Annotated in this window: 15 protein-coding genes; 13 read left to right on the forward strand and 2 right to left on the reverse strand. The window is 71.4% G+C overall.

The window, feature by feature from the left end; genetic code table 11:
* Positions 1–109 precede the first annotated feature (109 nt).
* The 6 genes from SPRI_RS24410 (at position 110) to SPRI_RS24435 (ending at position 10,131) form a co-directional block, all read left to right on the forward strand.
* Complete coding sequence (locus SPRI_RS24410) at positions 110–877, forward strand: TIGR03936 family radical SAM-associated protein (protein WP_005317669.1); 768 nt, start codon at positions 110–112, stop codon at positions 875–877.
* Between the two features lie 233 nt (positions 878–1,110).
* On the forward strand, positions 1,111–5,508 hold the full coding sequence (locus SPRI_RS24415; RefSeq protein WP_053557311.1) for an Rne/Rng family ribonuclease: 4,398 nt from the start codon (positions 1,111–1,113) through the stop codon (positions 5,506–5,508).
* Positions 5,509–5,930: 422 nt separating this feature from the next.
* On the forward strand, positions 5,931–6,251 hold the full coding sequence (gene rplU, locus SPRI_RS24420) for a 50S ribosomal protein L21 (protein ID WP_005317674.1): 321 nt from the start codon (positions 5,931–5,933) through the stop codon (positions 6,249–6,251).
* A 14-nt stretch (positions 6,252–6,265) separates the two neighbouring features.
* Complete coding sequence (rpmA, locus tag SPRI_RS24425) at positions 6,266–6,520, forward strand: 50S ribosomal protein L27 (protein ID WP_005317677.1); 255 nt, start codon at positions 6,266–6,268, stop codon at positions 6,518–6,520.
* 119 nt (positions 6,521–6,639) lie between these two features.
* On the forward strand, positions 6,640–8,076 hold the full coding sequence (gene obgE, locus SPRI_RS24430) for a GTPase ObgE (RefSeq protein ID WP_053557312.1): 1,437 nt from the start codon (positions 6,640–6,642) through the stop codon (positions 8,074–8,076).
* 321 nt (positions 8,077–8,397) lie between these two features.
* On the forward strand, positions 8,398–10,131 hold the full coding sequence (locus tag SPRI_RS24435; protein WP_005317686.1) for a stealth family protein: 1,734 nt from the start codon (positions 8,398–8,400) through the stop codon (positions 10,129–10,131).
* 62 nt (positions 10,132–10,193) lie between these two features.
* Here SPRI_RS24435 and SPRI_RS24440 read toward each other — a convergent pair whose 3' ends face one another.
* Together SPRI_RS24440 and SPRI_RS24445 are read right to left on the reverse strand one after the other, a co-directional pair.
* Positions 10,194–13,010, reverse strand: coding sequence for a stealth conserved region 3 domain-containing protein (locus SPRI_RS24440; protein ID WP_005317689.1), 2,817 nt, complete (start codon positions 13,008–13,010; stop codon positions 10,194–10,196).
* Positions 13,007–14,011: a hypothetical protein gene (locus tag SPRI_RS24445; RefSeq protein ID WP_050791746.1), complete on the reverse strand. Its 1,005-nt coding sequence runs from the start codon at positions 14,009–14,011 to the stop codon at positions 13,007–13,009. Before SPRI_RS24445 ends, SPRI_RS24440 begins: the two co-directional genes overlap by 4 nt.
* A gap of 505 nt (positions 14,012–14,516) precedes the next feature.
* Between SPRI_RS24445 and SPRI_RS24450 the strand changes: the two genes are divergently transcribed.
* From SPRI_RS24450 to rfbD, 7 genes are all read left to right on the forward strand, one after another.
* Positions 14,517–16,541, forward strand: coding sequence for a glycosyltransferase family 4 protein (locus SPRI_RS24450; RefSeq protein ID WP_005317694.1), 2,025 nt, complete (start codon positions 14,517–14,519; stop codon positions 16,539–16,541).
* A 227-nt stretch (positions 16,542–16,768) separates the two neighbouring features.
* Positions 16,769–18,262 carry an SDR family NAD(P)-dependent oxidoreductase gene (locus SPRI_RS24455; RefSeq protein ID WP_397939682.1) on the forward strand — a complete coding sequence of 498 codons (1,494 nt, stop codon included), beginning with the start codon at positions 16,769–16,771 and terminating at the stop codon, positions 18,260–18,262.
* A 132-nt stretch (positions 18,263–18,394) separates the two neighbouring features.
* Entirely contained in the window at positions 18,395–20,473 is a 2,079-nt protein-coding gene (locus SPRI_RS24460) for a CDP-glycerol glycerophosphotransferase family protein (RefSeq protein ID WP_234020424.1), read from the forward strand.
* Between the two features lie 156 nt (positions 20,474–20,629).
* Positions 20,630–21,886 carry a glycosyltransferase family 2 protein gene (locus SPRI_RS24465; protein WP_005317703.1) on the forward strand — a complete coding sequence of 419 codons (1,257 nt, stop codon included), beginning with the start codon at positions 20,630–20,632 and terminating at the stop codon, positions 21,884–21,886.
* A gap of 60 nt (positions 21,887–21,946) precedes the next feature.
* On the forward strand, positions 21,947–23,014 hold the full coding sequence (locus SPRI_RS24470) for a glucose-1-phosphate thymidylyltransferase (protein ID WP_005317707.1): 1,068 nt from the start codon (positions 21,947–21,949) through the stop codon (positions 23,012–23,014).
* Positions 23,011–23,997, forward strand: a complete 987-nt coding sequence (gene rfbB, locus SPRI_RS24475) for a dTDP-glucose 4,6-dehydratase (RefSeq protein ID WP_005317710.1) — start codon at positions 23,011–23,013, stop codon at positions 23,995–23,997. The genes SPRI_RS24470 and rfbB overlap by 4 nt, the downstream gene beginning before the upstream one ends.
* A complete protein-coding gene (gene rfbD / locus SPRI_RS24480) occupies positions 23,994–24,890 on the forward strand; it encodes a dTDP-4-dehydrorhamnose reductase (protein ID WP_005317718.1) in 897 nt (298 codons plus the stop codon). The genes rfbB and rfbD overlap by 4 nt, the downstream gene beginning before the upstream one ends.
* The last annotated feature ends 35 nt before the right edge of the window (positions 24,891–24,925 follow it).

Raw genomic sequence — 24,925 nt, forward strand, 5'->3', positions numbered from 1 at the left:
GGGGAGCACCCCGCACCTTGAGGGCGGCGCGCCACCCGCGCCCGCTCCACACCGAGGAGAAGAACCACTGGGCAAGCGACAGCCCGAAGGCCCGCCGCCCGCACCTGCGGTGCAGCGCATCCGTCTGCGCTACACCAAGCGCGGCCGCCTCCGGTTCACCAGCCACCGTGACTTCCAGCGTGCGTTCGAGCGGGCACTGCGGCGCGCCGAGGTGCCCATGGCGTACTCGGCGGGCTTCACCCCGCACCCGAAGGTGTCGTACGCCAATGCCGCACCCACCGGCACGGGCAGCGAGGCCGAGTTCCTGGAGATCGCCCTCACCGACCACCGCGACCCGGACAAGCTGCGCGAGCTGCTCGACGAGTCGCTGCCGGACGGGCTGGACATCATCGACGCCGTCGAGGCCCGCACCACTGGCCTCGCCGACCGGCTCACCGCCTCCGTGTGGGAGCTGCGCCTGGACGGTGTCGAGCCCCGCGACGCGGAGAGCGCCGTGGCCGCCTTCCTCGCCGCCGAGACCGTCGAGGTCCGGCGGAAGACGAAGAACGGCATGCGCACCTTCGACGCACGGGGCGCCGTCGCGGCACTCGAGGCGTCCGATAGGACCGGGGACACGCCCTGTGCGATACTGCGCCTGGTTGTTCGGCACGTGACACCTGCCGTGCGACCCGACGACGTCCTGTCCGGTCTCCGAGCTGTGGCCGACCTGGCGCCGCCGGTCCCCGCAGCGGTGACCAGGCTGGCGCAGGGGCTCTTCGACGAGGAGTCCGGCACGGTGACCGACCCGCTCGCGCCCGACCGCGAGGCAGCCCCGGCCGCTCCACCCACGGCCGCCGGGACCGCTTCTGCGACGGCGCCGGAAGGTCCCGCCGCGTAAGGACGGTCGTCGTAGCGCGGCTCTTGCACTCGGGAGCCACCTGGGTCGGGCCGCGCGCTGACACAAAAGACTTTCGCCAGGCCGTGCGTACATCGCGTACGGAACCGGCGAGCCAGACATCAGCTCCCGTGCGGCGCCCGCGCCCCGGACGGCGGCACCGCGAACATCACGCGGGCCGCGGCCGGACCGGATACAGGCGCGGCGCCCGGGAGCGTGACGGGAGAACCGCCCGCATGCTCGAGTCGAACGAAACCGGCACCGCCGGAAACAACGAGAACGAAGACCACAACAACAGCCCCAGTGACACCCTGCCGCCGCGCCGCAGGCGCCGCGCCGCGTCGCGTCCCGCAGGAGCCCCGAAGGCGGCGGACTCCGCCGCCGATCAGGCGCAGGCCGCCGAGGCCGTGATCCCGGCCGTGGCCGCGGTGGGCGCCGTCGTGGGCGGCTCCGGAGAGGCCGGCGAAGAGACGCCCGCCGACGCCGCTGCCGCGGAGGCCGCGCAGGTCGCCAAGGCCGTGTCCGACGAACCGCGGGCGCGCCGCCGTGCCACCCGCAAGGCGACGGCCCCGGCCGGTTCGCCGCAGCCCGCGGAGGCCGCGGAGCCCGCCGTCACCGTCGGTGGCGAGGCCGAGGAGGCCGCGCCCCGCACCCGTCGCCGTGCGACCCGTAAGGCCACCGCGCCCGCCGGTGCCCCGCAGGCCGCAGAGGCCGCCGAGCCGGAGACGGCCGTCGCCGTCGAGTCCGCCGAGGACGCTGCCGCCACGCGGCCCGTGCGCCGCCGTGCCACGCGCAAGGCGACGGCCCCGGCCGGTTCGCCGCAGGCCGCGGAGGCCGTGGAGCCCGCCGTCACCGAGGCGGTCGCGGAGCCGGTCGCCGACGAGGCCCCCGCGCCCCGCCGTGCCCGCCGCCGCGCCTCCGCTCCGGCCGGTGCGCCGGCCGCCGTCGAAGCGCCGCAGGCCGCCGAGTCCGACAGCGCGGCCCAGGCGGCTCCGGCGGAGGTGACCGCCACGCAGGAGAGCGCCGAGCCCGCGCCGCGTGCCCGTCGCCGTGCCACCCGTAAGGCCACCGCGCCCGCCGGTGCGCCGCAGGCCGCCGAACCGCAGGCCGCCGAACCGCTGACCGCCGAGACCGCGCAGCCGCAGCCCGCCGCCGAAGAGGCGCCGGCCGCGGAGGCGGAGTCCGTCGCCCCCCGGCGCACGCGCCGCCGTGCCTCCGCGCCCGCCGGTGCGCCGAAGCCCGTCGAGGCGCCGGCCGGGACCGACGTCCCGGTCGCCGAGGCCGACGAGGAGGAGACCACCGTGGCCGAGGAGAACGAGGCCGCCGTCGAGGAGGCTCCCGTCACCCGGCGCACGCGCCGCCGTGCGTCCGCGCCCGCCGGTACGCCGAGGACCGAGACCGCGGAAGAGGGCGAGCAGGCCGAGGCCGAGGTGTCCGCGCCGCGCAGCCGTCGCCGTGCCACCCGTAAGGCGACCGCCCCCGCAGGCGCTCCCCAGGCCGTCGGCGAGGAGATCGCGGAGGCCGGCGAGAGCCTGCCCGAGAGCGCCGTCTCCCAGATCGCCGCCGGTGAGGCGGAGGTCGCGGCAGCCGAGAAGGCCGCCACCCGTGGCCGCTCGCGCCGCCGCGCGGTGTCGCCGCAGTTCACCTCGCAGCCTGCCGCCAAGGCGGAGGAGGCCGCGGAGGAGGCGCCCGCCCGCGGTCGCCGTGCCCAGCGGCCGGCCGTACCCACCTTCCGCGCCCCCGTCTTCACCGAGCCGATGTTCCAGACCCCGGAGACGGCCGCAGCCGCGGCCGCCGCCGCGGTGACGAGCCCCGAGCCGGAGGAGGAAGAGGAGACCGCGGTGGCGCCCGCGGCCGAGACCGCGGCCCCCGAGCCCGCCGGCCGTCGTCGTCGCCGTCGTCGTGGCGAGCCCGCGGAGCCCGTGGAGGCGCCCGTCGCAGAGCCCGTCGCCGCCGAGGCCGCACCGGTCGAGGACGAGGCGGAGCCCGAGGAGGCGGAAGCGGCCGAGGCCGAGGCCGAGGCCGAGGAGCAGGACGAGTACGAGGACCGCCCGTCGCGCCGCCGCCGTCGTGGTGGCCGCCGCCGTCGCCGTGGCGAGGCCCCCGACGCGGACGAGTCCGCCGAGGACGCGGACGCCGAGGCGGAGGACGCCCAGGACGAGGGCGACGAGGAGGACGAGACCGAGACGGACACGCCTTCCGCCGCCGGCACGAGCAGCAGCCGTCGTCGCCGTCGTCGCCGCCGGCGCAGCGGTGACGGTGCCACGGAGGCCGAAGCGGTCACCGACGACCCGGAGCGCACGGTCGTCAAGGTCCGCGAGCCCCGTAAGAAGGAGGAGCCGAGCGACGAGGTCCAGTCCATCAAGGGCTCGACGCGTCTCGAGGCGAAGAAGCAGCGCCGCCGGGAGGGCCGCGAGCAGGGCCGCCGCCGCGTGCCGATCATCACCGAGGCGGAGTTCCTGGCGCGCCGCGAGGCCGTCGAGCGGGTGATGGTCGTCCGCCAGAGCGGCGAGCGCACCCAGATCGGCGTCCTCGAGGACAACGTGCTCGTCGAGCACTACGTCAACAAGGAGCAGGCCACCAGCTACGTCGGCAACGTCTACCTGGGCAAGGTCCAGAACGTGCTGCCGTCCATGGAGGCCGCCTTCGTCGACATCGGCAAGGGCCGCAACGCGGTCCTGTACGCCGGTGAGGTGAACTTCGAGGCCCTCGGCATGTCGGGCGGTCCCCGCCGCATCGAGGCCGCCCTCAAGTCCGGTCAGTCGGTCCTCGTCCAGGTGACCAAGGACCCGATCGGCCACAAGGGCGCCCGGCTCACCAGCCAGGTGTCCCTGCCGGGCCGGTACCTGGTCTACGTGCCCGAGGGCTCGATGACCGGCATCAGCCGCAAGCTGCCCGACACCGAGCGCGCGCGTCTGAAGACCATCCTCAAGAAGATCGTCCCCGAGGACGCGGGCGTGATCGTGCGCACCGCCGCCGAGGGCGCCAGCGAGGACGAGCTGCGCCGTGACGTCGAGCGTCTGCAGGCGCAGTGGGAGGACATCCAGAAGAAGGCGAAGAGCGGCAACGCCCCGACGCTGCTCTACGGCGAGCCGGACATGACCGTCCGCGTCGTCCGCGACATCTTCAACGAGGACTTCTCCAAGGTCGTCGTCAGCGGTGACGAGGCGTGGGACACCATCCACGGCTACGTCTCGCACGTGGCGCCCGACCTCGCCGACCGGCTGCAGCGCTGGACCAGCGAGACCGATGTCTTCGCGGTCCACCGGATCGACGAGCAGCTGATGAAGGCGCTGGACCGCAAGGTCTGGCTGCCGAGCGGCGGTTCGCTGGTGATCGACAAGACCGAGGCCATGATCGTGGTCGACGTCAACACCGGGAAGTTCACCGGTCAGGGCGGCAATCTCGAGGAGACCGTCACCAGGAACAACCTGGAGGCGGCCGAGGAGATCGTGCGTCAGCTGCGGCTGCGCGACCTGGGCGGCATCGTCGTCGTCGACTTCATCGACATGGTGCTCGAGTCCAACCGCGACCTGGTCATGCGACGCCTCCTGGAGTGCCTGGGCCGTGACCGGACCAAGCACCAGGTGGCGGAGGTGACGTCGCTGGGCCTCGTCCAGATGACCCGTAAGCGGGTCGGCCAGGGCCTGTTGGAGTCGTTCTCCGAGACCTGCGTCCACTGCAACGGCCGCGGCGTGATCGTGCACATGGAGCAGCCGACGTCCGTGGGCGGCGGTGGCGGGAAGCGCTCGAAGAAGCGTGGCCGCGGTGCCGCGCAGGAGATCGAGGGCCGTCCGGAGCAGGCCGAGGCGGAGCTCGAGGTCGAGACGGAGGCGGAGGTCGCCGCGGAGACCGCGGCGCCGGTGGCGCTCGCGGAGCCCGAGTTCGTACCGGACGAGGAGCTGTACAGCAGCGCGGCGGAGGCCGAGGCGGCAGCCACGCGCGGCCGTGGCCGTCGCCGTGCGACCCGCAAGGTGTCGGCCCCGGCCGGCGCGCCGAAGGCCGCGGAGCCCGTGGTGGAGCCCGTCTCCGAGCCGGTGGCCCCGGCGGCGCCCGCAGCGGAGGCCGCGCCCGCGGCACCGGTGGAGGAGGCGGCCCCCGCGGGCCGTACCCGGCGCCGGGCCACGCGGAAGGCGTCCGCCCCGGCGGGCCCGCCCGTGACAGCGGAGCCGACCGTCGTGGAGACGACCATCCCGGTCGCCCCGGCCCCGGCCGAGCCGGAGGCGGCCGAGGCCGCTCCCGCCCCGGTCGTGGAGGAGGCGCCGTCCGCGGCCCCGCCGCGTGCCAGGCGTCGGGTGACCCGCAAGGTCACGGCTCCGGCCGGTTCGCCGTCGGGCGCCGAGGAGGCCGCGGTCGTCGTGGTCGCCGCGGAGCCCAGGGCCGCCGAGCCCGAGGCGGTGGCCGAGGCCGAGGTGGCCGCGCCCGAGGAGGCCGGTGCCGAGGCGCCGGCGGCCAAGAAGGCGGCCCGCAAGACCGCCAAGAAGGCCACGGCGAAGAAGGCGGCCGCCAAGAAGACCACCACGGCCAAGAAGACGGCTGCGAAGAAGACGACGGCGAAGAAGGCTTCCAAGAAGACCGTCGCCGCCGAGCAGACGCCGGCCCCCGGCGTCTCGTCGGACACGACGGAGGCCTAGCCGGCCGCACGGCACACGCAGTACGGCGGTGGGCCCCTCTCCTGCGCGGAGAGGGGCCCACCGCCGTTCCGGCGGCGCCCGGGCGCAGGGTCGGGGCAGAGCCCCCCGGCGCGCAACGCGGCCCGGCCTCTGCGGCGTTCGCACGGCTTCCGCACACCGTGGGCGAGGGAATCGCGCCGACCGCGGGAGACGGGCAGGGAAGCGGCCGGTCGCCTCGCAGTCGCAGGCGGGGGGCCGGTTTGACCCTCCGAGCGGCGGCCCGTAACCTTGACCCTCGGCGTGTTTCCTTACACGTCCACTCCTGAGCACCTCCCTCCCGGCCCGCCGGGAGAGGCCGCTCGTCCATTCCGGACCGTCATGGGCCCCAGGCCCGTGCGAGCGGCTGGCATCAGGAGTTTCGTTCGAGCGAGAGAGAGATCCGCGTGTACGCCATCGTGCGCAGCGGTGGTCGCCAGCACAAGGTTGCTGTCGGCGACATCGTTGAGGTTGACAAGATTTCCACCGCCAATGTTGGCGACACGGTCGAGCTCTCGACCCTGCTCGTTGTCGACGGCGACGCCGTGACCAGCGACCCGTGGGTGCTGGCCGGTATCAAGGTCACGGCCGAGGTCGTGGACCACCACAAGGGCGCGAAGATCGACATCCTTCGCTACAAGAACAAGACCGGCTACCGCCGCCGCCAGGGTCACCGTCAGCAGTACACGGCGATCAAGGTCACCGGCATCCCCACGGCTGCGAAGTAAGGGACTGAGGAGAGATGGCACACAAGAAGGGCGCATCGTCCACCCGGAACGGTCGCGACTCCAATGCCCAGCGGCTCGGCGTGAAGCGCTTCGGCGGTCAGGTCGTGCTCGCCGGTGAGATCCTGGTCCGCCAGCGCGGCACCCACTTCCACCCCGGCGCCGGCGTCGGCCGTGGCGGCGACGACACGCTGTTCGCGCTGCAGCCCGGCGCGGTGGAGTTCGGTACCCACCGTGGCCGCAAGGTCGTGAACATCGTTCCGGTCGCCTGACCGGAATCCTTCGCGAGGGGCGGACCTCACTTCCCGTACGGGAAGCGGGTCCGCCTTTCGTGTGTTGAGAGACAGACATTTACGTACGTACGTCACACGTCATTACTGGAGGCACATCCATGACCACCTTCGTGGACCGCGTCGAGCTGCACGTCGCCGCGGGTAACGGAGGCCACGGCTGCGCCTCCGTTCACCGGGAGAAGTTCAAGCCCCTCGGCGGACCGGACGGCGGCAACGGCGGCCGTGGCGGGGACGTGATCCTGGTCGTCGACCAGTCCGTCACCACGCTGCTCGACTACCACCACAGCCCGCACCGGAAGGCCACCAACGGCAAGCCCGGTGAGGGCGGCAACCGCTCCGGCAAGGACGGCCAGGACCTGGTCCTGCCGGTCCCCGACGGCACCGTCGTCCTCGACAAGGAGGGCAACGTCCTCGCCGACCTGGTGGGCCAGGGCACGACCTTCGTGGCCGCCGAGGGCGGCCGGGGAGGCCTCGGCAACGCGGCCCTCGCGTCCGCGCGCCGCAAGGCCCCCGGATTCGCGCTGCTGGGTGTGCCGGGTCAGACCGGCGACATCGTGCTGGAGCTCAAGACGGTCGCCGACGTCGCGCTCGTGGGCTACCCGAGCGCCGGCAAGTCGTCGCTGATCTCCGTGCTCAGCGCCGCCAAGCCGAAGATCGCGGACTACCCCTTCACCACCCTCGTGCCGAACCTGGGCGTCGTCACGGCGGGCTCGACCGTCTACACCATCGCGGACGTCCCCGGACTGATCCCGGGTGCCAGTCAGGGCCGCGGCCTGGGCCTGGAGTTCCTGCGCCACGTCGAGCGCTGCTCGGTGCTCGTGCACGTCCTGGACACGGCGACGCTGGAGTCCGACCGTGACCCGGTCTCCGACCTCGACGTCATCGAGGAGGAGCTGCGGCAGTACGGCGGCCTCGACGACCGGCCCCGCATCGTCGTCCTCAACAAGGTCGACATCCCGGACGGCCAGGACCTCGCGGACATGATCCGCCCCGACCTCGAGGGGCGCGGCTACCGCGTGTTCGAGGTGTCGGCGGTGGCGCACAAGGGATTGAAGGAGCTGTCCTTCGCGCTGGCCGAGATCATCGCGGAGGCGCGGGCCGCCAAGCCCGTGGAGGAGGCGACCCGGATCGTGATCCGCCCGAAGGCGGTCGACGACGCGGGCTTCACCGTCCGTCAGGAGGAGGACGGTCTCTTCCGGGTGCGCGGCGAGAAGCCGGAGCGCTGGGTGCGCCAGACCGACTTCAACAACGACGAGGCCGTCGGCTACCTGGCCGACCGCCTCAACCGCCTCGGTGTCGAGGACCAGTTGATGAAGGCGGGTGCCCGCGCCGGCGACGGCGTGGCCATCGGACCCGAGGACAACGCGGTCGTCTTCGACTGGGAGCCGACGATGATGGCCGGCGCGGAGATGCTCGGCCGTCGTGGCGAGGACCACCGCCTCGAGGCGCCGCGTCCGGCCGCGCAGCGGCGACGCGACCGCGACGCCGAGCGGGACGAGGCGCAGAAGGAGTTCGAGGGCTTCGACCCCTTCTGATCCTCCGGTTTCGATCCTCGGGCGCGGGGCGAGGCCGCCGGCCGGCACCACAGGGATGCCGGGCGGCCGGACGCGACCGACCCGGCGGCCGGGCCCGTGACACGGGCCCGGCCGCCGGGTTCGGGACCCGGCTCCTGGGGGGCGCGCGGAAGCCCCGCGCGCCGGTCGTTCTCCGGCCCGTGCGAACGGTTCGCACGGGCGTGTGACCAGGTCCGGCCACGGTGGCGGGATACCGCGCCCGGCGGCCCGGAGGGCAGGGAACACCGGTCATACTGAAGGTGTTCACTGTTCCTTACGATTACGTTCAAGGAGTCGCCCGCAGTGCGAAATCCCGAGGCACCCCGGCTGCTTGGGGTCTACCGCCGAGCCGTACCGGAGAGTGTGCGGCGGGCGATCGTCTCGCAGGTCGATGCCGATGTGCGTCGCCGTCTGAAGACGCGTATAGCCAATGGCACCGCCGTCGCGGAGCGCATCCGTGCCGGCCGCGTGGCCCGGCGTTACGAGGCCCTCGCCTCAGGACCCGACCGCGCCGTGATCTCCGTCGGCCAGGAACTGAAGGTCGCGCTGGTGGCGGAGGGTACGACTCCGCTGCAGGCCCGCCGGGACAATCTCTCCACCGTGCTGCGGGTGCTGGCCGGGGCCGGTATCGAGCACTTCTGTGTACGGGGCCGTTCGGACCGCGCGTCCGCGGTCGCCGTCCGCGTCGAGGACCGCGCCGAGGTACTGAAGGCGCTCGCCGCCGCCTGCCGCGACGAGCCCGGCTACGCCGCCGAGGTCAGCGGCAACGGCCCCGCCCCCCGCGGCTCGCTGCCGGGCTACGAGCCCTCCACCTGGCGCCGCCTGCGTGACGCGGAGATCGTCCGCGTCACGTGGTACCGCACCGACCCCACCCGCCAGCTGAAGCTCGGCGCGGAGTACGGCTGCGACATCGAGTTCTGGCACGAGGAAGAGGGCCTGCTGACGGCCCCGCGCCCCGGGAAGCTCGCCGCGGCCCTGCCGCTCCAGGGCGGGACCGTCACGGTGTCGGAGGCGTACTTCACCGACCTCGCGCCCCGTGAGGCCGCCGACGCGCCGCAGGTGCCCACACGGGCCGAGCTGGCCGTCGTCCCCACCGACACGGTCACCTTCCCCGTCGACGTCGTCTACACCTGGGTGGACGGCGCCGACCCCGCGTGGCTGCGGCGCCGGGCCGAGTTCTCCGGCGAGGGCTACCACGCGGAGGCGGCCAACGCTGCGCGTTACCTGAGCCGCGACGAACTGCGCTTCTCCCTGCGCTCGTTGCACATGTACGCGCCGTGGGTGCGCACCATCTACCTCGTGACGGACGACCAGACCCCGGACTGGCTGAACACCGAGGTGCCGGGCCTGCAGGTGGTCAGCCACAAGGAGATCTTCCGCTCCCCGAACCTGCTGCCCACGTTCAACTCGCACGCCATCGAGAGCCAGCTGCACCACATCGAGGGGCTCTCCGAGCACTTCCTCTACTTCAACGACGACGTGATGCTCGGCAGCGAGGTGACGCCGCAGGACTTCTTCCTCTCCAACGGCCTCACCAAGTTCTTCCCGTCCCCGGCGCTGGTGCCGCTCGGTGAGCGCACCGCAGAGGACCCGCCGGTCGCGGCAGCGGGCAAGAACAACCGCCGCCTGATCGAGGAACGCTACGGTGCGGTGCTCGTGCAGAAGATGAAGCACATGCCGCACGCGCTGCGCCGCAGCGTGCTGACCGAGATCGAGTCCGAGTTCGAGGCGCAGTACCGCCGCACGGAGGCGAGCAGGTTCCGCAGCATCGACGACATCTCCATCGCGTCGTCCCTGCACCACTACTACGCGTTCCACACGCAGCGGGCGGTGCCGTCGAAGCTGCCGTACAGCTACCTGGACCTGACGCACCCGTGGACGGAGGCCCGGCTCGGGCGGCTGCTCGCGAACCGCGACAAGACGGTGTTCTGCGTCAACGACACCGTCTCGACGGAGCAGGACGTGACGGGACAGAAGGACCTCATCACGCCGTTCCTCGAGGCGTACTTCCCGGTGCGGAGCCCGTTCGAGAAGTAGCGGGGCACAACGGGAAGGGGCTCCGGAACCATTGGTTCCGGAGCCCCTTCCCGTTGTTCGTGTCAGTCCCGTTCGTAGGGCGAGCGGACCGGGAAGTACGCCTCCAGGAACGCCCGCAGGACACGGTCCTGCTCGTCCACCGGTACCTCGGCCTCTGCCGACTCGCCGATGCAGAAGACGTCACGGTGGCGGGCGGCCAGCAGCCGGCTCAGCATCACATGGTGCTGGTAGTCACCGATGTTGGCGTAGCCGCACGAGATGCTGCCCTGGGCGGCCTTGCCCGTCAGATAGGCGTAGTGGTGGTGCAGCGACGACGTGATCGACAGGTCGTCGGAGCCGCGGAAGGGAGTCGCGGCCGTGTTCCGGGTCTGCTGCGGCCAGCGCTCGCTGATCTCCTCCAGCACGCTGCGGCGCAGCGGGTGGGGGGTGTGCAGGAACCCATGGGTCGCGACCCGGCCGAACGCGTCCTCCAGCAGTGCCTGGTTGTTCTTGGCGGCCACGAAGTACCCCTCGGTCGCCTCCGTGACCTCGCCCGGCGGGACGGCCGTCGGCGAACGGAAGAACAGGGAGTTCCCGTTGGACTGGAAGAACTTGTTGGGAGCCAGGGGACGGCCGAAGAAGACGTCGTCGTTCACGTACAGGAAATGCTCGGCCAGCCCCTCGATGCGGTGCAGCTGGCTCTCGATCGCATGCGAGTTGAACGTCGGCAGCCAGGAGGGATCCGCGAAGATCTCGCGGTGGCTCACGACCTGGATGTCCGGGTGCTCCGTGTTCAGCCACGACGGTGTCTGATCGTCGGTGACCAGGAAGATCTTGCGGATCCAGGGAGCGTGGGTGGCCAGCGAGCGCAGTGAGTAGCGCAGCTCGTCACGGTTGCGGAAGCGCACGTCGCCGGCTTCGGCGCCGTCCGTGGGCAGGCCGCGCGCCAGACGGGCCGCGTCCCGCTTCTCCCGCCACACCGGGTCCGTGTCGTCCACCCATGTGTAGACGGCGTCGACGGGGAAGTCGACGTTCCACATGAGCGGCTTGGCGAACACGTCCGCCGTCGGGTAGTCGCGGGTACCCACGGTGAGCCGGGCGGTCTCGTCGAGCGCCGGAAGGCGGGGGCCGACGAGGGTGGTGCCGTTGGGCGCGTTGAACCAGCCGGTGTCGTCCTGGGCCCAGAACTCGACGCGGCAGCCGTAGGCGGGGCCGTAGCGGAGCGTGCGGCTCTCACTGACCAGCGGCTTGAAGACGCGGACGCCCGCGACCTCGGGGAGATCGACGAGCCGTTCGGCCAGTACCGCTCCCGGGGCCGCGCTGGCGGGGCTGATGAGCTCGGCGTAGACAGCGCGCCCGTTCATCTCCGTGCCGAGGGCGCGCAGCGCGCGCTCACGGTCGTCCGCCTTCACCGCGAGGCGGTGGCCGACGCTCGCCGGCTCGTGCAGCAGGATGTAGGCCACGCCGTGGCGCTCGAGCGCCTGGGCGGAGAGCTCGAGGTTGATCTCGGCCATGCGCCACGCGGGCGTGTCGTCACGGACCTCGGCGAGCCGGCCGGCGGAACGGACCAGCGAGTTGCGGTCCTGCGCCTGAAGGATGACCTCTCGCGCCTTCTGCTCGTCGGACGAGGGCGACAGCCTGCTGATCGGCGCCGAGACGGCGAACGTCCGGCTTCCTCCCGCCGCGATGCGGCGGGCCACCCGGTCGGCACGGGCACCGAGGCGCTCGGGCCCGTCCCGGTCCGCGAGTATCAGGGCGAACAGCTCGTCCCACAGGCTCCCGACGGTCTCGGGGGCGAAACGCTCCCGGGCTCCGGCACGGGCGGCCGCTCCGTAGGCGGCGCGCAGCTCGTCGTCGCCCATCAGCTTGGACATCGCCGCGCCGAGCGAGGCGACGTCGTCGGCGGGTACGAGCAGGCCGTCGACCTCGTGGCGGACGATCTGGGACGGTCCGGTGAGGGCGTCGTAGGCGACGACGGGGACGCCGGCGGTGAACGCCTCGAGCATCACCAGGCCGAAGGACTCCACCCGGGACGGCATCAGGCATATCGCTGCCTTGGCCCACTCCTCGGCCATCTGCTGGCTCCGGCCGACGAGTTCGACCCGGTTGTGCATGCCCAGGCCCTCGACGAGGCGGCGCAGATTGACCAGTTGAGGGCCGTCACCGAAGAGGCGCAGGGTCCACCCGGGGTGGTCGGCGGCGATGTCGGCGAACGCCTGGACGGCGTGGTCGAGCTGCTTCTCCGGCACCATGCGGCCGGCCACCACGATCGTCTTGCTGCCCAGGTCGGAGCGCGGCCGGTAGCCGTCGGGCATCGCGTTGGGGATGGTGGCCAGCCGCGGGGCGGAGGCGCCCAGGGACTCGGCGAACCAGTCGGTGGTCAGCTCGGTGAGCGAGACCAGGGCGTCGAGCTGCGGAGCATGGGTGAGCAGCGGTTCGCCGGTGGCGCCGCGCAGTTGGGAGACGCGGTGCTCCTGGTGGACGGTCGCCACGCGGGAGGGCACGAGCTCGACGGCCGCGGCCATGAGGGCGGGCGTCGTCGTCACCAGGACATCGGTGTCGATGCTCGTCAGGGCGGCGGTCATCTCGATGTCGGACAGCCGGTCGAAGGTGGGCTCCCACGAGGGCCGGATCAGCTCGCTGGGCAGCGAAGCGAGGGCTTCGCACTCCTGCGCCGTGAGGGAGGAGGGGCGTACAGGCCGCGGTGAACGGCCGGTGCGGTCCACGAGGTAGCGGATCGAGAGGTTCTTCGCCTCGGGCAGGAACGGCTCGGCCGCCGTCTTGAAGACGCTGAGGATCTCGACGTCATGACGGGGCATCAGCTGGGCGGCCTGGGTGTAGGCCGCCATCTCCGTGCCGCCCATCGCGTCGCCCCAGGTGAGCAGGATGGTGATCTTCATGCGACTTCCTTTGCGCCTTCTGCGGCGCCTTCGAACGCGACACAGGAGACGGCGAGCGCTCCGGCCGACGTGATGTAGGCATGCACTCGCAGGAGCGAGCCGTTCTCCAGGGCGATGATACGGAAGGGGGTGCGGAACACCTGATTGGGCTGGCGGACATCGGTCAGCCGGCGGGCGAGCTTCAGCCGCGTACGGCCTTCCTGCAACTGGACGTCCCACCGGTGGGTCCGGCGCCCCGAGGCCATGGCGGCCAGGGGAAGATCGAAGGTGAACGCGTCACCGTTCCACTCGGGGCGCGTCGTGACGACGGAGCCGCTGCCACGCCGGACCGCCTGGGCGCGGTAGGACTCGACAGGCGCCTGCCGGGCGAGCAGCCGGCCGTGGACGGTGATCCGGTCCCAGCGGAGGTCGAAGGAGTCGAGCTCGGCCTGCTGGACCGGGCCGCGCACCTTGAGGATCGCGCAGCCGTCCACCGAGCGCATGAGCCGGAACTGGGCGCCGCTGAGCGGGGAGGGCGAGACGGGGAGGGTCGGGCCGTCCGTGGTCGGGATCGGCGGTGCCGAGATCGCTGTCCGCAGCGACCGGCCGTCGGTGCCGACGAGCACGACACTCAGCCGCCACAGGCCGCCGGCGAGCTGGACCCCGTGAGGGCCGGACTCGGGGTGGTCGGCGTGCTGCAGGGCCGTGGTGGCGGTCAGCAGGCAGGTCCCGTCGCCCTGCGCTTCTCGTTCCAGATCGAGCTGGTGGCGCCGTCCGCCGCGTACCAGTTCCAGGTGGGCGGAGCCGATGCTCCCGGCGCTCTTCGGGACGTGTACGGCCACGTTCAGCGTCCGGCCGCCGAGGACGGACAGATGTACGGGACGCAGAGTGGGACGTGGCCGGATTCCGCTGCCGATGGCCGGCACCGTGTGCATCCGCTGGACCCGGCGGCGCATTCGTACGGCCACCCGGCGAGCCCGCTTGGCGGCACCCACCGCATAGGGCAGCAGTGAGTCACTCACGGCGATCCCGGCTTCCATTCAGAGCTGACGGTCAGCGCCGCATGGTGCCAAGAACGCGGGTTAAAGGCAAGTTGACTCATTATTTAACCCTTATGTGATGGTGGTCACTTTTGCGCATGGAGCCCGCTCGCATGTTTCCCCTCTATATCTTCGGCGACCGGCCCCGATCGTCCCGGTGGAGCGGGCGCGGCAGGGGCTGTCGGGCGAATTCGACCACGCTACCCGCCGCGGCGGAGCCCGCGGACATCCGTGGCCGGCGTCACTCCGCCGAGGGCCGGCGCGGCCGCCCCCCGTTCGGGAGGACGAGCGGGCGGTCCGGGGCGGTTCCCGGCGCACGGACGTGAGAGCGGCTGTACGGGCCGGTGGCGGCTCCCACGCCCGCACGACGGGACCGTGCCGCGTCGGGCGGTGACACACCGACACTCGACTGGGCACAATTCCCGCCTGCCGTGACTCTCCGGACATACCGTGGTCCGTCCCCGGGGCGGACCCGAACGGAGCGACGGTGAAGATCTCCTTCCTCATCCACACCATCTACGGCATCGGCGGGACCATCCGCACGACGCTGAACCTGGCCGGGGAACTGGCCGACCGGCACGAGGTCGAGATCGTTTCCGTGTTCCGGCACCGGGATCCGCCGGCGTTCCCCGTCGATCCCCAGATCACCGTCGTGCCCGTCGTGGACATCCGGCCGGCCAACCCCCTCAACGACCGGCAGGACCCGCTGTTCGCCGAGCCGTCCCGGGCCTTTCCCCGCTCCGAGGCCCGTTACAAGGAGTACAACCGGCTCATCGACGACCGGGTCCGGGCCCACTACGCCGCCTCGGATGCGGACGTCGTCATCGGCACCCGGCCCGGGCTGGTGGCCTACGTCGCGCAGTTCGCGCCCGCCTCCGCCGTCCGTATCGGCCAGGAGCACATGACGCACAACCACCACAAGGCGGCGCTGCGCGAGGAGATGTACGAGCATCTCGACGCGATCGACGCCTTCGTGACGGTCTCCGAGGGGGACGCGCAGGCGTGGCGCGACAAGATGCCGCTGCCCGCCACGCGCGTGCTGTCGATCCCGAACAGCGTGCCCGAGCCCTCCGTGCGCCCCTCCGACGGCACGGGGAGGACGATCGTGGCCGCCGGCCGGCTGGGCGCGGAGAAGCAGTTCGACGTACTGATCGACGCGTTCGCCCGGGTCGCCGCCGTACGGCCCGGCTGGACGCTGCGCATCCACGGGTCCGGCGACCGGCGGGAGGCGCTGCTGGACCGGATCCATGAGCTCGGCCTCTACAACGAGATCCATCTGATGGGGCCCTGTTCGCCGATGGAGTCGGAATGGGTCAAAGGGGCCGTCGCCGCGTCCGCGTCCCGTCACGAGTCGTTCGGCATGACGCTGGTGGAGGCGATGCGCTGCGGTGTGCCGGTGGTCAGCGCCGACTGCGACTACGGCCCGCGCGAGATCATCACGGACGGCGTCGACGGACTGCTCGTCCCGGTCGGCGACGCCGGGGCCATGGCCCGGGGACTGCTGCGCCTCGTCGACGACGAGGACCTGCGCCGCGACATGGCAGCCGCCGCCGTCCGCAACGCGCGCCGCTTCGACCCCGGTGTGGTGGCCAAGCGGTACGAGACGCTGTTCGAGGAGCTCGCCGCCGAGGTCGCGCAGCGTGCCCGCGTCCCGGCGACCGCGCCCCTCGCCGACTGCACCGTCGCTCCGGACGGGTCGCTGGAGGTGCGCCCGGTGGGACCCCTGCCGGCGGGCTGCGGCAAAGGCGCCCGGCTGGTGTGCGTGCGCACCGGGGCGCGTGAAGAGGTGCGGAGCTTCGACCTGGACGCGGCGGGGGCGGTGACGCTCCCGGCCACGGAGGTCTTCCCGGAGGGGGTGTGGGACGTCTTCCTCGAGCCGGCGGCGGGTACCCGGCAGCGGGTGGCGGCCCGCGTCGTCGACCAGCGCGGCGCCCTGCGCGCGGCGGAGCGCGTGACGCCCGGCGAAGGGGTGCGCCACCTCCTCCCGTACGCGGACACGGCCAGGGGCGGCGTGCTTTCGCTGCGGGCCTGGCACCGGCCGGTCCACGCCGAGGTGACGGACGTCCGGATCGACGGGGCCCGGGTGACCGTCGAGGGCGGCATGCTCGGGACCGCCGAGGTGACCGGCGCACCCGTGCTGGTGCTGCGCCGCCGGGGAGGAACGGCGGACGAGATCCTTTTCCGCGGCAAAAAGGTCGGCAAGGACGGATTTCGGTTCCGTTTTTCCTCTGCCGTACCGGCAGCCTCACAGATGAGCGGAAACGATGTATGGGACTTTTTCATTCGCTGTGCGCCGGCTGTGAAGCCGGTGCGGATCGGCCGGCTGCTCGATGATCTGGTGATGAAGCAGCGGGTTTTCGTATACCCGCACACGGTGATGGGGAAGCGCAGGCAGGCGGGCCTGCTGCGTGCGGTGGCAGGGCGTGTGCCGGGACGGCAACGAAAGAAGATCCGCGTGCACGTTTATTACACGCTCTCCAACGACCTCGCCATGAATGTGGCGGATATGTAAGTGCCGCTTCTCCCGCTCTGTGATACTTCACTCCATCCGAACGTGTGGCGTCAGTCACCTGGCCGAGAGGTACCGTTCGGTGTCGCATCCCCGCAACGCCAGGGTGAACAGCAGGTTTATTCGAATGTGTGCGAGGTGTCAGCCGTCTTGCGGGACGGTGAGCACGAATGTCAGCATCGGCCTTGTCCCCAGCCCCCGCAAGATTGGTCCCCTTGTCCGTGCACCACATGGCCAGATCCCGAACCACAGCTGTCCTGCTCGCCGGGGGTACCGGTCAGCGGGTGGGGCTCGCGATTCCGAAGCAGCTGGTGAAGATCGCGGGTAAGGCGGTCATAGAACACACGCTGGCGATTTTCGAACAGGCCGACTCCGTCGACGATGTCGTCGTGATGATGGCCCCCGGCTATGTCGCGGAAGTGGAGAAGATCGTCGCCAAGGCCGGGCTGGCCAAGGTCACCAAGATCCTCGAGGGCGGAGCGACCCGCAGCGAGACCACCGAGCGCGCCATCGCCGCTCTCGGTGAGGGCCTCGCGGAGGGGGAGGACCTCAACGTCCTGTTCCACGACGCGGTCCGTCCGCTGCTCTCCGAGCGGGTCATCAAGGACTGTGTCGACGCGCTGGACCGCTACCAGGCCGTCGACGTCGCCATCCCCTCCGCGGACACGATCATCGTGACCCGGACCCACGGCGAGGACGGCGAGTTCATCACCGACGTCCCGGACCGCTCCCGGCTGCGCCGTGGACAGACCCCGCAGGCGTTCAAGCTGTCGACGATCCGCAAGGCGTACGAGATCGCGGCGGCCGACCCCAACTTCCAGGCGACCGACGACTGTTCGGTGGTGCTCAAGTACCTGCCGGACGTGCCCATCTACGTCGTCGCGGGCGACGAGTACAACATGAAGGTCACTCAGCCGGTCGACGTGTTCATCGCCGACAAGCTCTTCCAGCTCGCCTCGACCGCCCTCCCGGCCCCGGCCGACGAGAGGGCCTACCGCGAGCAGCTGGCCGGCAGGACGGTCGTCGTCTTCGGCGGCTCGTACGGCATCGGCGCCGACATCGCCTCGCTCGCCGAGTCCTACGGCGCCAAGGTGTACGCGCTGGGCCGCTCCACCACCGGCACGCACGTCGAGAACCCCGAGCACGTCGACGACGCCCTGTCCAAGGCGTACGCCGAGAGCGGCCGCATCGACTACGTGATCAACACCGCGGGCGTACTGCGCATCGGCAAGCTGGCGGAGACGGACAACGCGGCCATCCAGGAAGCGCTGAACGTCAACTACCTGGCGCCCGTCCACATCGCCCGCGCCTCGCACAAGTATCTCGCGGAGACCCGGGGTCAGTTGCTGCTCTACACCTCCAGCAGCTACACCCGCGGCCGTGCCGAGTACAGCCTGTACTCGTCCACCAAGGCCGCCATGGTGAACCTCACCCAGGCACTGGCGGACGAGTGGGCCGCCGACGGTATCCGGGTGAACTGCGTGAACCCGGAGCGCACCGCCACCCCGATGCGCACCAAGGCGTTCGGCGTCGAGCCCGCCGGTTCGCTGCTGTCCTCGGAGGCCGTCGCCCGTACCTCGCTCGACGTGCTGCTGTCCGCGCTGACCGGTCATGTCATCGACGTCCGGCAGCAGGACCCGACCCGTGGCGCATCGGAGGCGACCGGGTTCGAGCAGGCCCTCGCGTCCGTCCTCGACCGACACGGGGACGAGGAACACAGCTGAATGCTCATGCGCTGGGGCCTCTGCGGTCGCCCGCAGGGGCCCTAGTCTGTTGAGCGGGGCTCAACGTCCTTCGCAGAAAACCGTCGGCACCCCCTTGGAGCAGGTTCTTCCGTGATTTCGAAAGCCATTCGCATGGCACGCGTGGGCAGCGGACCGGAGCTGGCAGCCGCGCTCCTGCTGATGCTGGGCTTCCCCTGCATCATGCTCGCGGCGATAATCCCCAGCCTCTGGTTCTTCGCGGCGGCCGTCGCAGTGACGTACGCCGCGGACCAGTTCCTGCACCAGCGGTCCAGTTATCTGGTCAACCGGCTCGCCAAGGTCCGGGCCGGTCTGTCGATCCGGTTCCTGGTGCGCCAGCTGCTGCTCGTGCTGCTGCTGGCCCGGATGGGGTTCGCGGAGCAGCCCGTCTTCTATGTGACGGTCGCCTGCCTCCTCGGCTTCTACGGTCTCCAGGCGCCGCACGGCGCGATGGTCACGCTGATCCGGCTGCGCCGCAAACTGCCCGTGGTCACGCGCAACGTCGATCTGAGCCGGGTCCGCATCCCGGACGCGCCGCCGCGCCCGCTGCTGGACCGCTCGGCGGAGAAGATGCTCCACCTCGACGTCTTCTCCTTCATCGGAGTGCTGGTCGCGGTCGGCACCGACCGCACCGTCTTCGCGTACGCCGGACTCGCGCTCACCCTCGTCCTCGCGGTCGTCTACCTGGCGCTGCTCGTCCCGCACCTGCGGCCGGGCCGCCTCGTGCCGCCGCCGGACAAGGTGCTGGCCGGCGTGGACGCCTGGCTGCGCGAGTACAAGCCGACGGTGATGCTCTACTTCTCCGGCTCCAGGGAGTCGGCGTACCAGGTCAACATGTGGCTCGACACCATGGCCAGGATCGGCGGCCGGCCGCTGATCGTGCTGCGTGAGCGCAACATCGTGCCGCAGCTCGGCGTCACGTCCGTCCCGGTGATCTGCGTGCCCGGCGGGGTGCACCTGATGAACCTGGACCTGTCGACGGTCCGTGTCGCGCTGTACGCGGCCAACGTCGGCAAGAACATCCACATGCTGCGCGTACCGACCATGAAGCACGTCTTCATCGGCCACGGCGACAGCGACAAGCTCGCCAGCGTCAACCCGTACAGCAAGGTCTACGACGAGGTGTGGACCGCCGGGCGAGCCGGCCGCGACCGGTACGCCCTCGCCGACGTCGGTGTGCGCGGCGAGGACATCGTGGAGGTGGGCCGCCCCCAGCTCGGGACCATCGAGACGGCGAAGAGCAGGACGGGCGGGCCGGACAAGCGGATCCCGACGGTCCTGTACGCCCCCACCTGGGAGGGCTGGGACGACAACCCCGGCAACACCTCCCTGCTGCTGGCCGGCGAGAACATCGTGGAGCGGCTGCTGAACGCGGAGCAGCCGATCCGGCTCATCTACAAGCCGCACCCGTTCACCGGCACCCGCAGCGCCCAGGCCAAGGCCGTCGACGCGCGGATCAGGGCGCTCGTCGAGGCGGCCGCCGCCGCCCGGGCGCTGGACCCGCGGTGGACGGCGGAGGCGGAGGCCGACGCGGCGGACCAGGCCGCCGCGCGCGTCGAGCTGGAGCGCCTCGAAGCACGCCTCGCGGAACTGTCGGGCGTCTCCAAGGCCGGTGGCGACGAGGCGGAGGAGGCCCGCGACTCGGTGGCGGACCCGGCGCGCGAGGCCGAGATCATCAAGCTCAAGGACGAGTGGAACGCCGCGTACTGGCGGTCCTTCGGCTGGTGGGAGCACCGGGTCATCACCGGTCCCGAACCGCGCCTGTACGACTGCTTCAACGAGTCGGACGGCATGGTCTCCGACATCTCCAGCGTGGTCTCCGACTACATCGCGAGCGGCAAGCCGTACGCGGTCACCGACTCCGCGGGGCTGGGAGAGGCGGAGTTCCGGCGGCAGAACACCGCGGTGCGCGCCGCTGTGATCCTCTCCAACAGCGCCGCCGAGCTCGACGAGCTGCTCGCGGCGGTCGCCGACCCCGCGGCGGACACCCGTGCCGAGGCGCGGCGGGAGCTCAAGGAGTACCTGCTCGGACCCGACGAGCCGACGTCGCTCCAGCAGTTCGACACGGCGGTGCAGGCGCTGGCCGCCAAGGCGGAGGCCCGTAATCTCGCGCTGCAGCAGCGGCTCGCGGGACCCGAGCAGGCGCCGGGGCTCGACGACTCGCCCGTGGGCGACACAGCCGTGGGCGGCTGACGCCACGGATCCGTGGCACGGCCCGGTGGCTCCCTCGGGGATGCCGCCGGGCCGCTGTCGTCCTCATGGGTGAACCGACGTGCGCCCGTGATATGTACATTTGACCGGAGGGTCGTTCACCGCAACCTTTGCCCGGTTCGGGTTGTCTGTATGTCCATGAATGACAGTCTCGTGCCCGACGTCACGGTTGTCGTCGGTGCCTATGAAGCCATGCCGTACCTGGTCCGTTGCCTGGAGTCGGTGGAGTCGCAGACCATGGGTGCCGACCGCATCGAGATCGTCGCGGTCGACGACGGTTCGACGGACGGCACGGGCGAATACCTGGAGGAGTTCGCCGCCCGCGGCAAGGTCCGCACCACGCTGGTCCGGCAGGCGAACTCCGGCGGGCCGAGCGGTCCGCGCAACGTCGGCCTCTCCCTCGCGCGGGGCCGCTATGTCTTCTTCCTCGACGCCGACGACTTCCTCGGCGACGAGGCGCTGGAGCGGATGGTCGCCATGGCGGACCGGGCGGGGACGGACGTGGTGCTCGGCCGGATGGCCGGCCGTGGCCGCGGCGTTCCCCGCTCGATGTTCACCGAGACCGTGGAGCGTGCCGATGTGTACTCCTCACGGATCATCTACGCGCTCAGTGCGCAGAAGCTGTTCCGGCGCGAGATGCTGTGCCGGCTCGGTCTCACGTTCGACGAGAGCCTCCCCACGGGCGAGGACTCGCTGTTCACCATGGAGGCGTACCTCGCCGGCAACGGCGTCTCCGTGGTCGCCGACTACGACTGCTACTACCTGGTCGGCCGCGAGGACGGCAAACACGCCACACGCCGCGGGACTTACGCGGACCGCTTCCAGGCGCTGAACGGCCTGGCCCGGGTGATCGCCCGGCTGGAGCCGCCGGGGCCGCGCCGCGATCAGCTGATGGTCAGACCCTTCACCGTGGGGCTGCTCCAGCAGTTCGGCCCCGGGTTCCTCCGGCAGCCGGAGTCCGAGCAGCGCGACAAACTGCGGCTGGCGGCCGCCATGACCCGGCCGTACTGGAACGAGGGCGTCGCGGGCCGCATCAGGGTGGGGGAGCGGCTGGTGCTGGAGTGCGTGGCGAGGGGCCGGCTCGACCTGCTGAAGGACATGGTGGAGTTCACGGCCGCCAAGTCGGTTCCCGAGGTGGTCCGTGAGCCCCGGACGGGACGCCGGGCCTGCGTGTACCTCGCCTATCCGCATTTCCGCGATCCCGCGGCGGGTCTGCCCGACCGGTCGTACGCCGTCACCGTGTCCGACTGGGCAGGCAGCTGCCGGGTCCTGCCGCCAGAGGCGCAGGCCCTCACCGTCCGGCGGGTGGTGCGCGGCGTGCGCAGACGGGTACGGCGCCTCGTGCGCAGCGCCCGGAATCGGAACACACCGTCTGTGCAGGGGAACCGTGGGTAAAGTCGAAAGAGCTGAGCGGTATCCGCTCGGGGAACATCACTCGACTCGAGGACATGAATCGTGAAGGCACTCGTTCTCTCCGGAGGGGCGGGCACCCGCCTGCGTCCCATCACGCACACCTCGGCCAAACAGCTGGTGCCCGTCGCCAACAAACCGGTGCTCTTCTACGGCCTCGAGGCGATCGCGGAAGCGGGGATCACCGAGGTGGGTGTGATCGTCGGCGACACCGCAGAGGAGATCAGGGAAGCCGTCGGGGACGGGTCCCGATTCGGTGTGAAAATCACATACATTCCGCAGGAGAAGCCGCTCGGCCTCGCGCACGCCGTCGCCATTTCCCGCGACTTCCTCGGCGAGGAAGATTTCGTGATGTACCTCGGTGACAACTTCATCGTCGGCGGCATCACCGGCCTCGTCGACGAATTCCGCACAGAACGCCCGGACGCGCAGATCCTGCTGACCAAGGTGCCCGACCCCACGTCCTTCGGTGTCGCCGAACTGGACGGGGACGGCCGCGTCGTGGGCCTGGAGGAGAAGCCGAAGGAGCCGAAGAGCGATCTCGCCCTCGTCGGTGTCTACCTCTTCACCTCTGCCGTGCACGAGGCCGTGCGGTCCATCGAGCCTTCCTGGCGGGGCGAGTTGGAGATCACCCACGCCATCCAGTGGCTCATCGACCAGCACCGCGACGTGCGCTCGACGACCATCGCCGGCTACTGGAAGGACACCGGCAACGTCACCGACATGCTCGAGGTCAACCGCTCCGTGCTGGAGACGGTGGAGCCGAGCAACGACGGCGAGGTCGACCGGAGCAGCGAGATCATCGGCCGGGTCCGGATCGAGAAGGGGGCCCGGATCAGCAACAGCCGCATCGTGGGCCCCGCGATCATCGGCGGTGACACGGTGATCAGCGACTCGTACGTCGGCCCCTTCACCTCCGTCTCGGAGGGGTGCCGGATCCAGGACAGCGAGATCGAGTACTCCATCGTCCTGCGCGGCGCCTCCATCTCCGGTGTGCGGCGTGTGGAGGCCTCGCTGATCGGCCGGGACGTCGAGGTCACACCCTCTCCTCGTAATCCGTCCTCCCACCGACTCGTGCTCGGCGACCACAGCAAGGTACAGATCTCCTCATGACAACCAAGATCCTGGTGACCGGTGGCGCCGGTTTCATCGGTTCCCACTACGTCCGCACGCTGCTCGGCCCCGGCGGGCCGGGCGACGTGGCCGTCACCGTGCTCGACAAGCTCACCTACGCGGGCAACCCGGCCAACCTCGACGAGGTCCGCGACCACCCCGGGTTCGGCTTCGTGCAGGGCGACATCTGCGACGCCGACCTCGTCGGCAAGCTCATGGCGGAGCACGACCAGGTGGTCCACTTCGCCGCCGAGTCGCACGTGGACCGCTCCATCGACGGCGGGGCGGAGTTCGTGCGCACCAACGTCCTCGGCACCCACACGCTGGTCGACGCCGCCCACCGGGCCGGCGTCGAGCGGTTCGTCCACATCTCCACCGACGAGGTCTACGGCTCGATCGACGAGGGCTCCTGGCCGGAGACGCACCCGCTCGAGCCCAACTCGCCGTACTCGTCCGCGAAGGCGTCCAGCGACCTGATCGCCCTGTCGTACCACCGCACCCACGGCCTGGACGTCCGGGTGACCCGCTGCTCCAACAACTACGGGCACCACCACTTCCCCGAGAAGGTCATCCCGCTGTTCATCACCAACCTGCTGGACGGCGGCAAGGTCCCGCTCTACGGCGACGGCGGCAACGTCCGGGACTGGCTGCACATCGACGACCACGTCCAGGGCATCGAACTCGTCCGCACCAAGGGCCGCTCCGGCGAGGTCTACAACATCGGCGGCGGCACCGAGCTGTCCAACAAGGAGCTCACCGGACTGCTGCTGGAGGCCTGCGGCGCGGACTGGGACACCAGCGTCGAGTACGTCACCGACCGCAAGGGCCACGACCGCCGCTACTCCGTCGACTGCACCAAGATCCGCGCGGAGCTCGGCTACGAGCCGCGCAAGGACTTCGCCACCGGCCTCGCGGAGACGGTGCAGTGGTACCGCGACAACCGCGCCTGGTGGGAGCCGCTGAAGGAGCGTGCGGCGCTGTGAGCTGGCTCGTCACGGGCGCCGGCGGGATGCTCGGCCTGGACGTCGTCGCCCGGCTCGCCGCGGAGGGCGTCCCCGCCGTCCCCGTCGCGCGCGCGGACCTGGACATCACCGACCCCGACGCCGTGCGCTCCTGCCTGGCGGACCACCGCCCCGCCGTCGTGGTGAACTGCGCCGCCTGGACGGACGTCGACGGCGCCGAGGAGCGGGAGGCCGCGGCCCTGGCCGTCAACGGCACCGGCACGAGGAACGTGGCGGAGGCCTGCAAGGAGAGCGGCGCCGTCCTGCTGCACATCTCCACCGACTACGTCTTCGCGGGCGACGCCACCCGGCCCTACGCCGAGGACGCCCCCACCGCGCCGCGCAGCGCCTACGGGCGCACCAAGCTGGCGGGGGAGCGGGCGGTGCTCGAGCTGCTGCCGGAGACCGGCCACGTCATCCGTGCGGCCTGGCTCTACGGCGCGGGCGGCCCCAACTTCGTCCGCACCATGATCCGGCTGGAGGCGGCCAGGGACACCCTCGACGTCGTGGACGACCAGCGCGGCCAGCCCACCTGGAGCGCCGACCTCGCCGGTCTGCTCGTGCGGCTGGGGCGGGCGGCGGTGGCCGGGACGGTCCCCGCCGGCGTCCACCACGGCACCAGCCGGGGCGAGACCACCTGGTACGGCTTCACCAGGGAGATCTTCCGGCTGCTGGGCGCGGACCCGGACCGGGTACGGCCGACGGACAGCGCGGCCTTCGTGCGCCCGGCGCCCCGTCCCGCGTACAGCGTCCTCGGGCACGAGGGCTGGCGGGGCACCGGCATCGAACCCGTTCGCGACTGGCGCGAGGCGCTCGCAGAAGCGTTCCCCGCACTGGTGGAAGCAGAGCGCGGAACGGGTGCTACTGGCCAGTAGACATTTACGTCCGGGCCGCGTACACGCTAACTTCG

Origin of the sequence: Streptomyces pristinaespiralis (assembly GCF_001278075.1) — a bacterium.
In the GTDB taxonomy this organism is placed as follows: Bacteria; Actinomycetota; Actinomycetes; order Streptomycetales; family Streptomycetaceae; genus Streptomyces; species Streptomyces pristinaespiralis.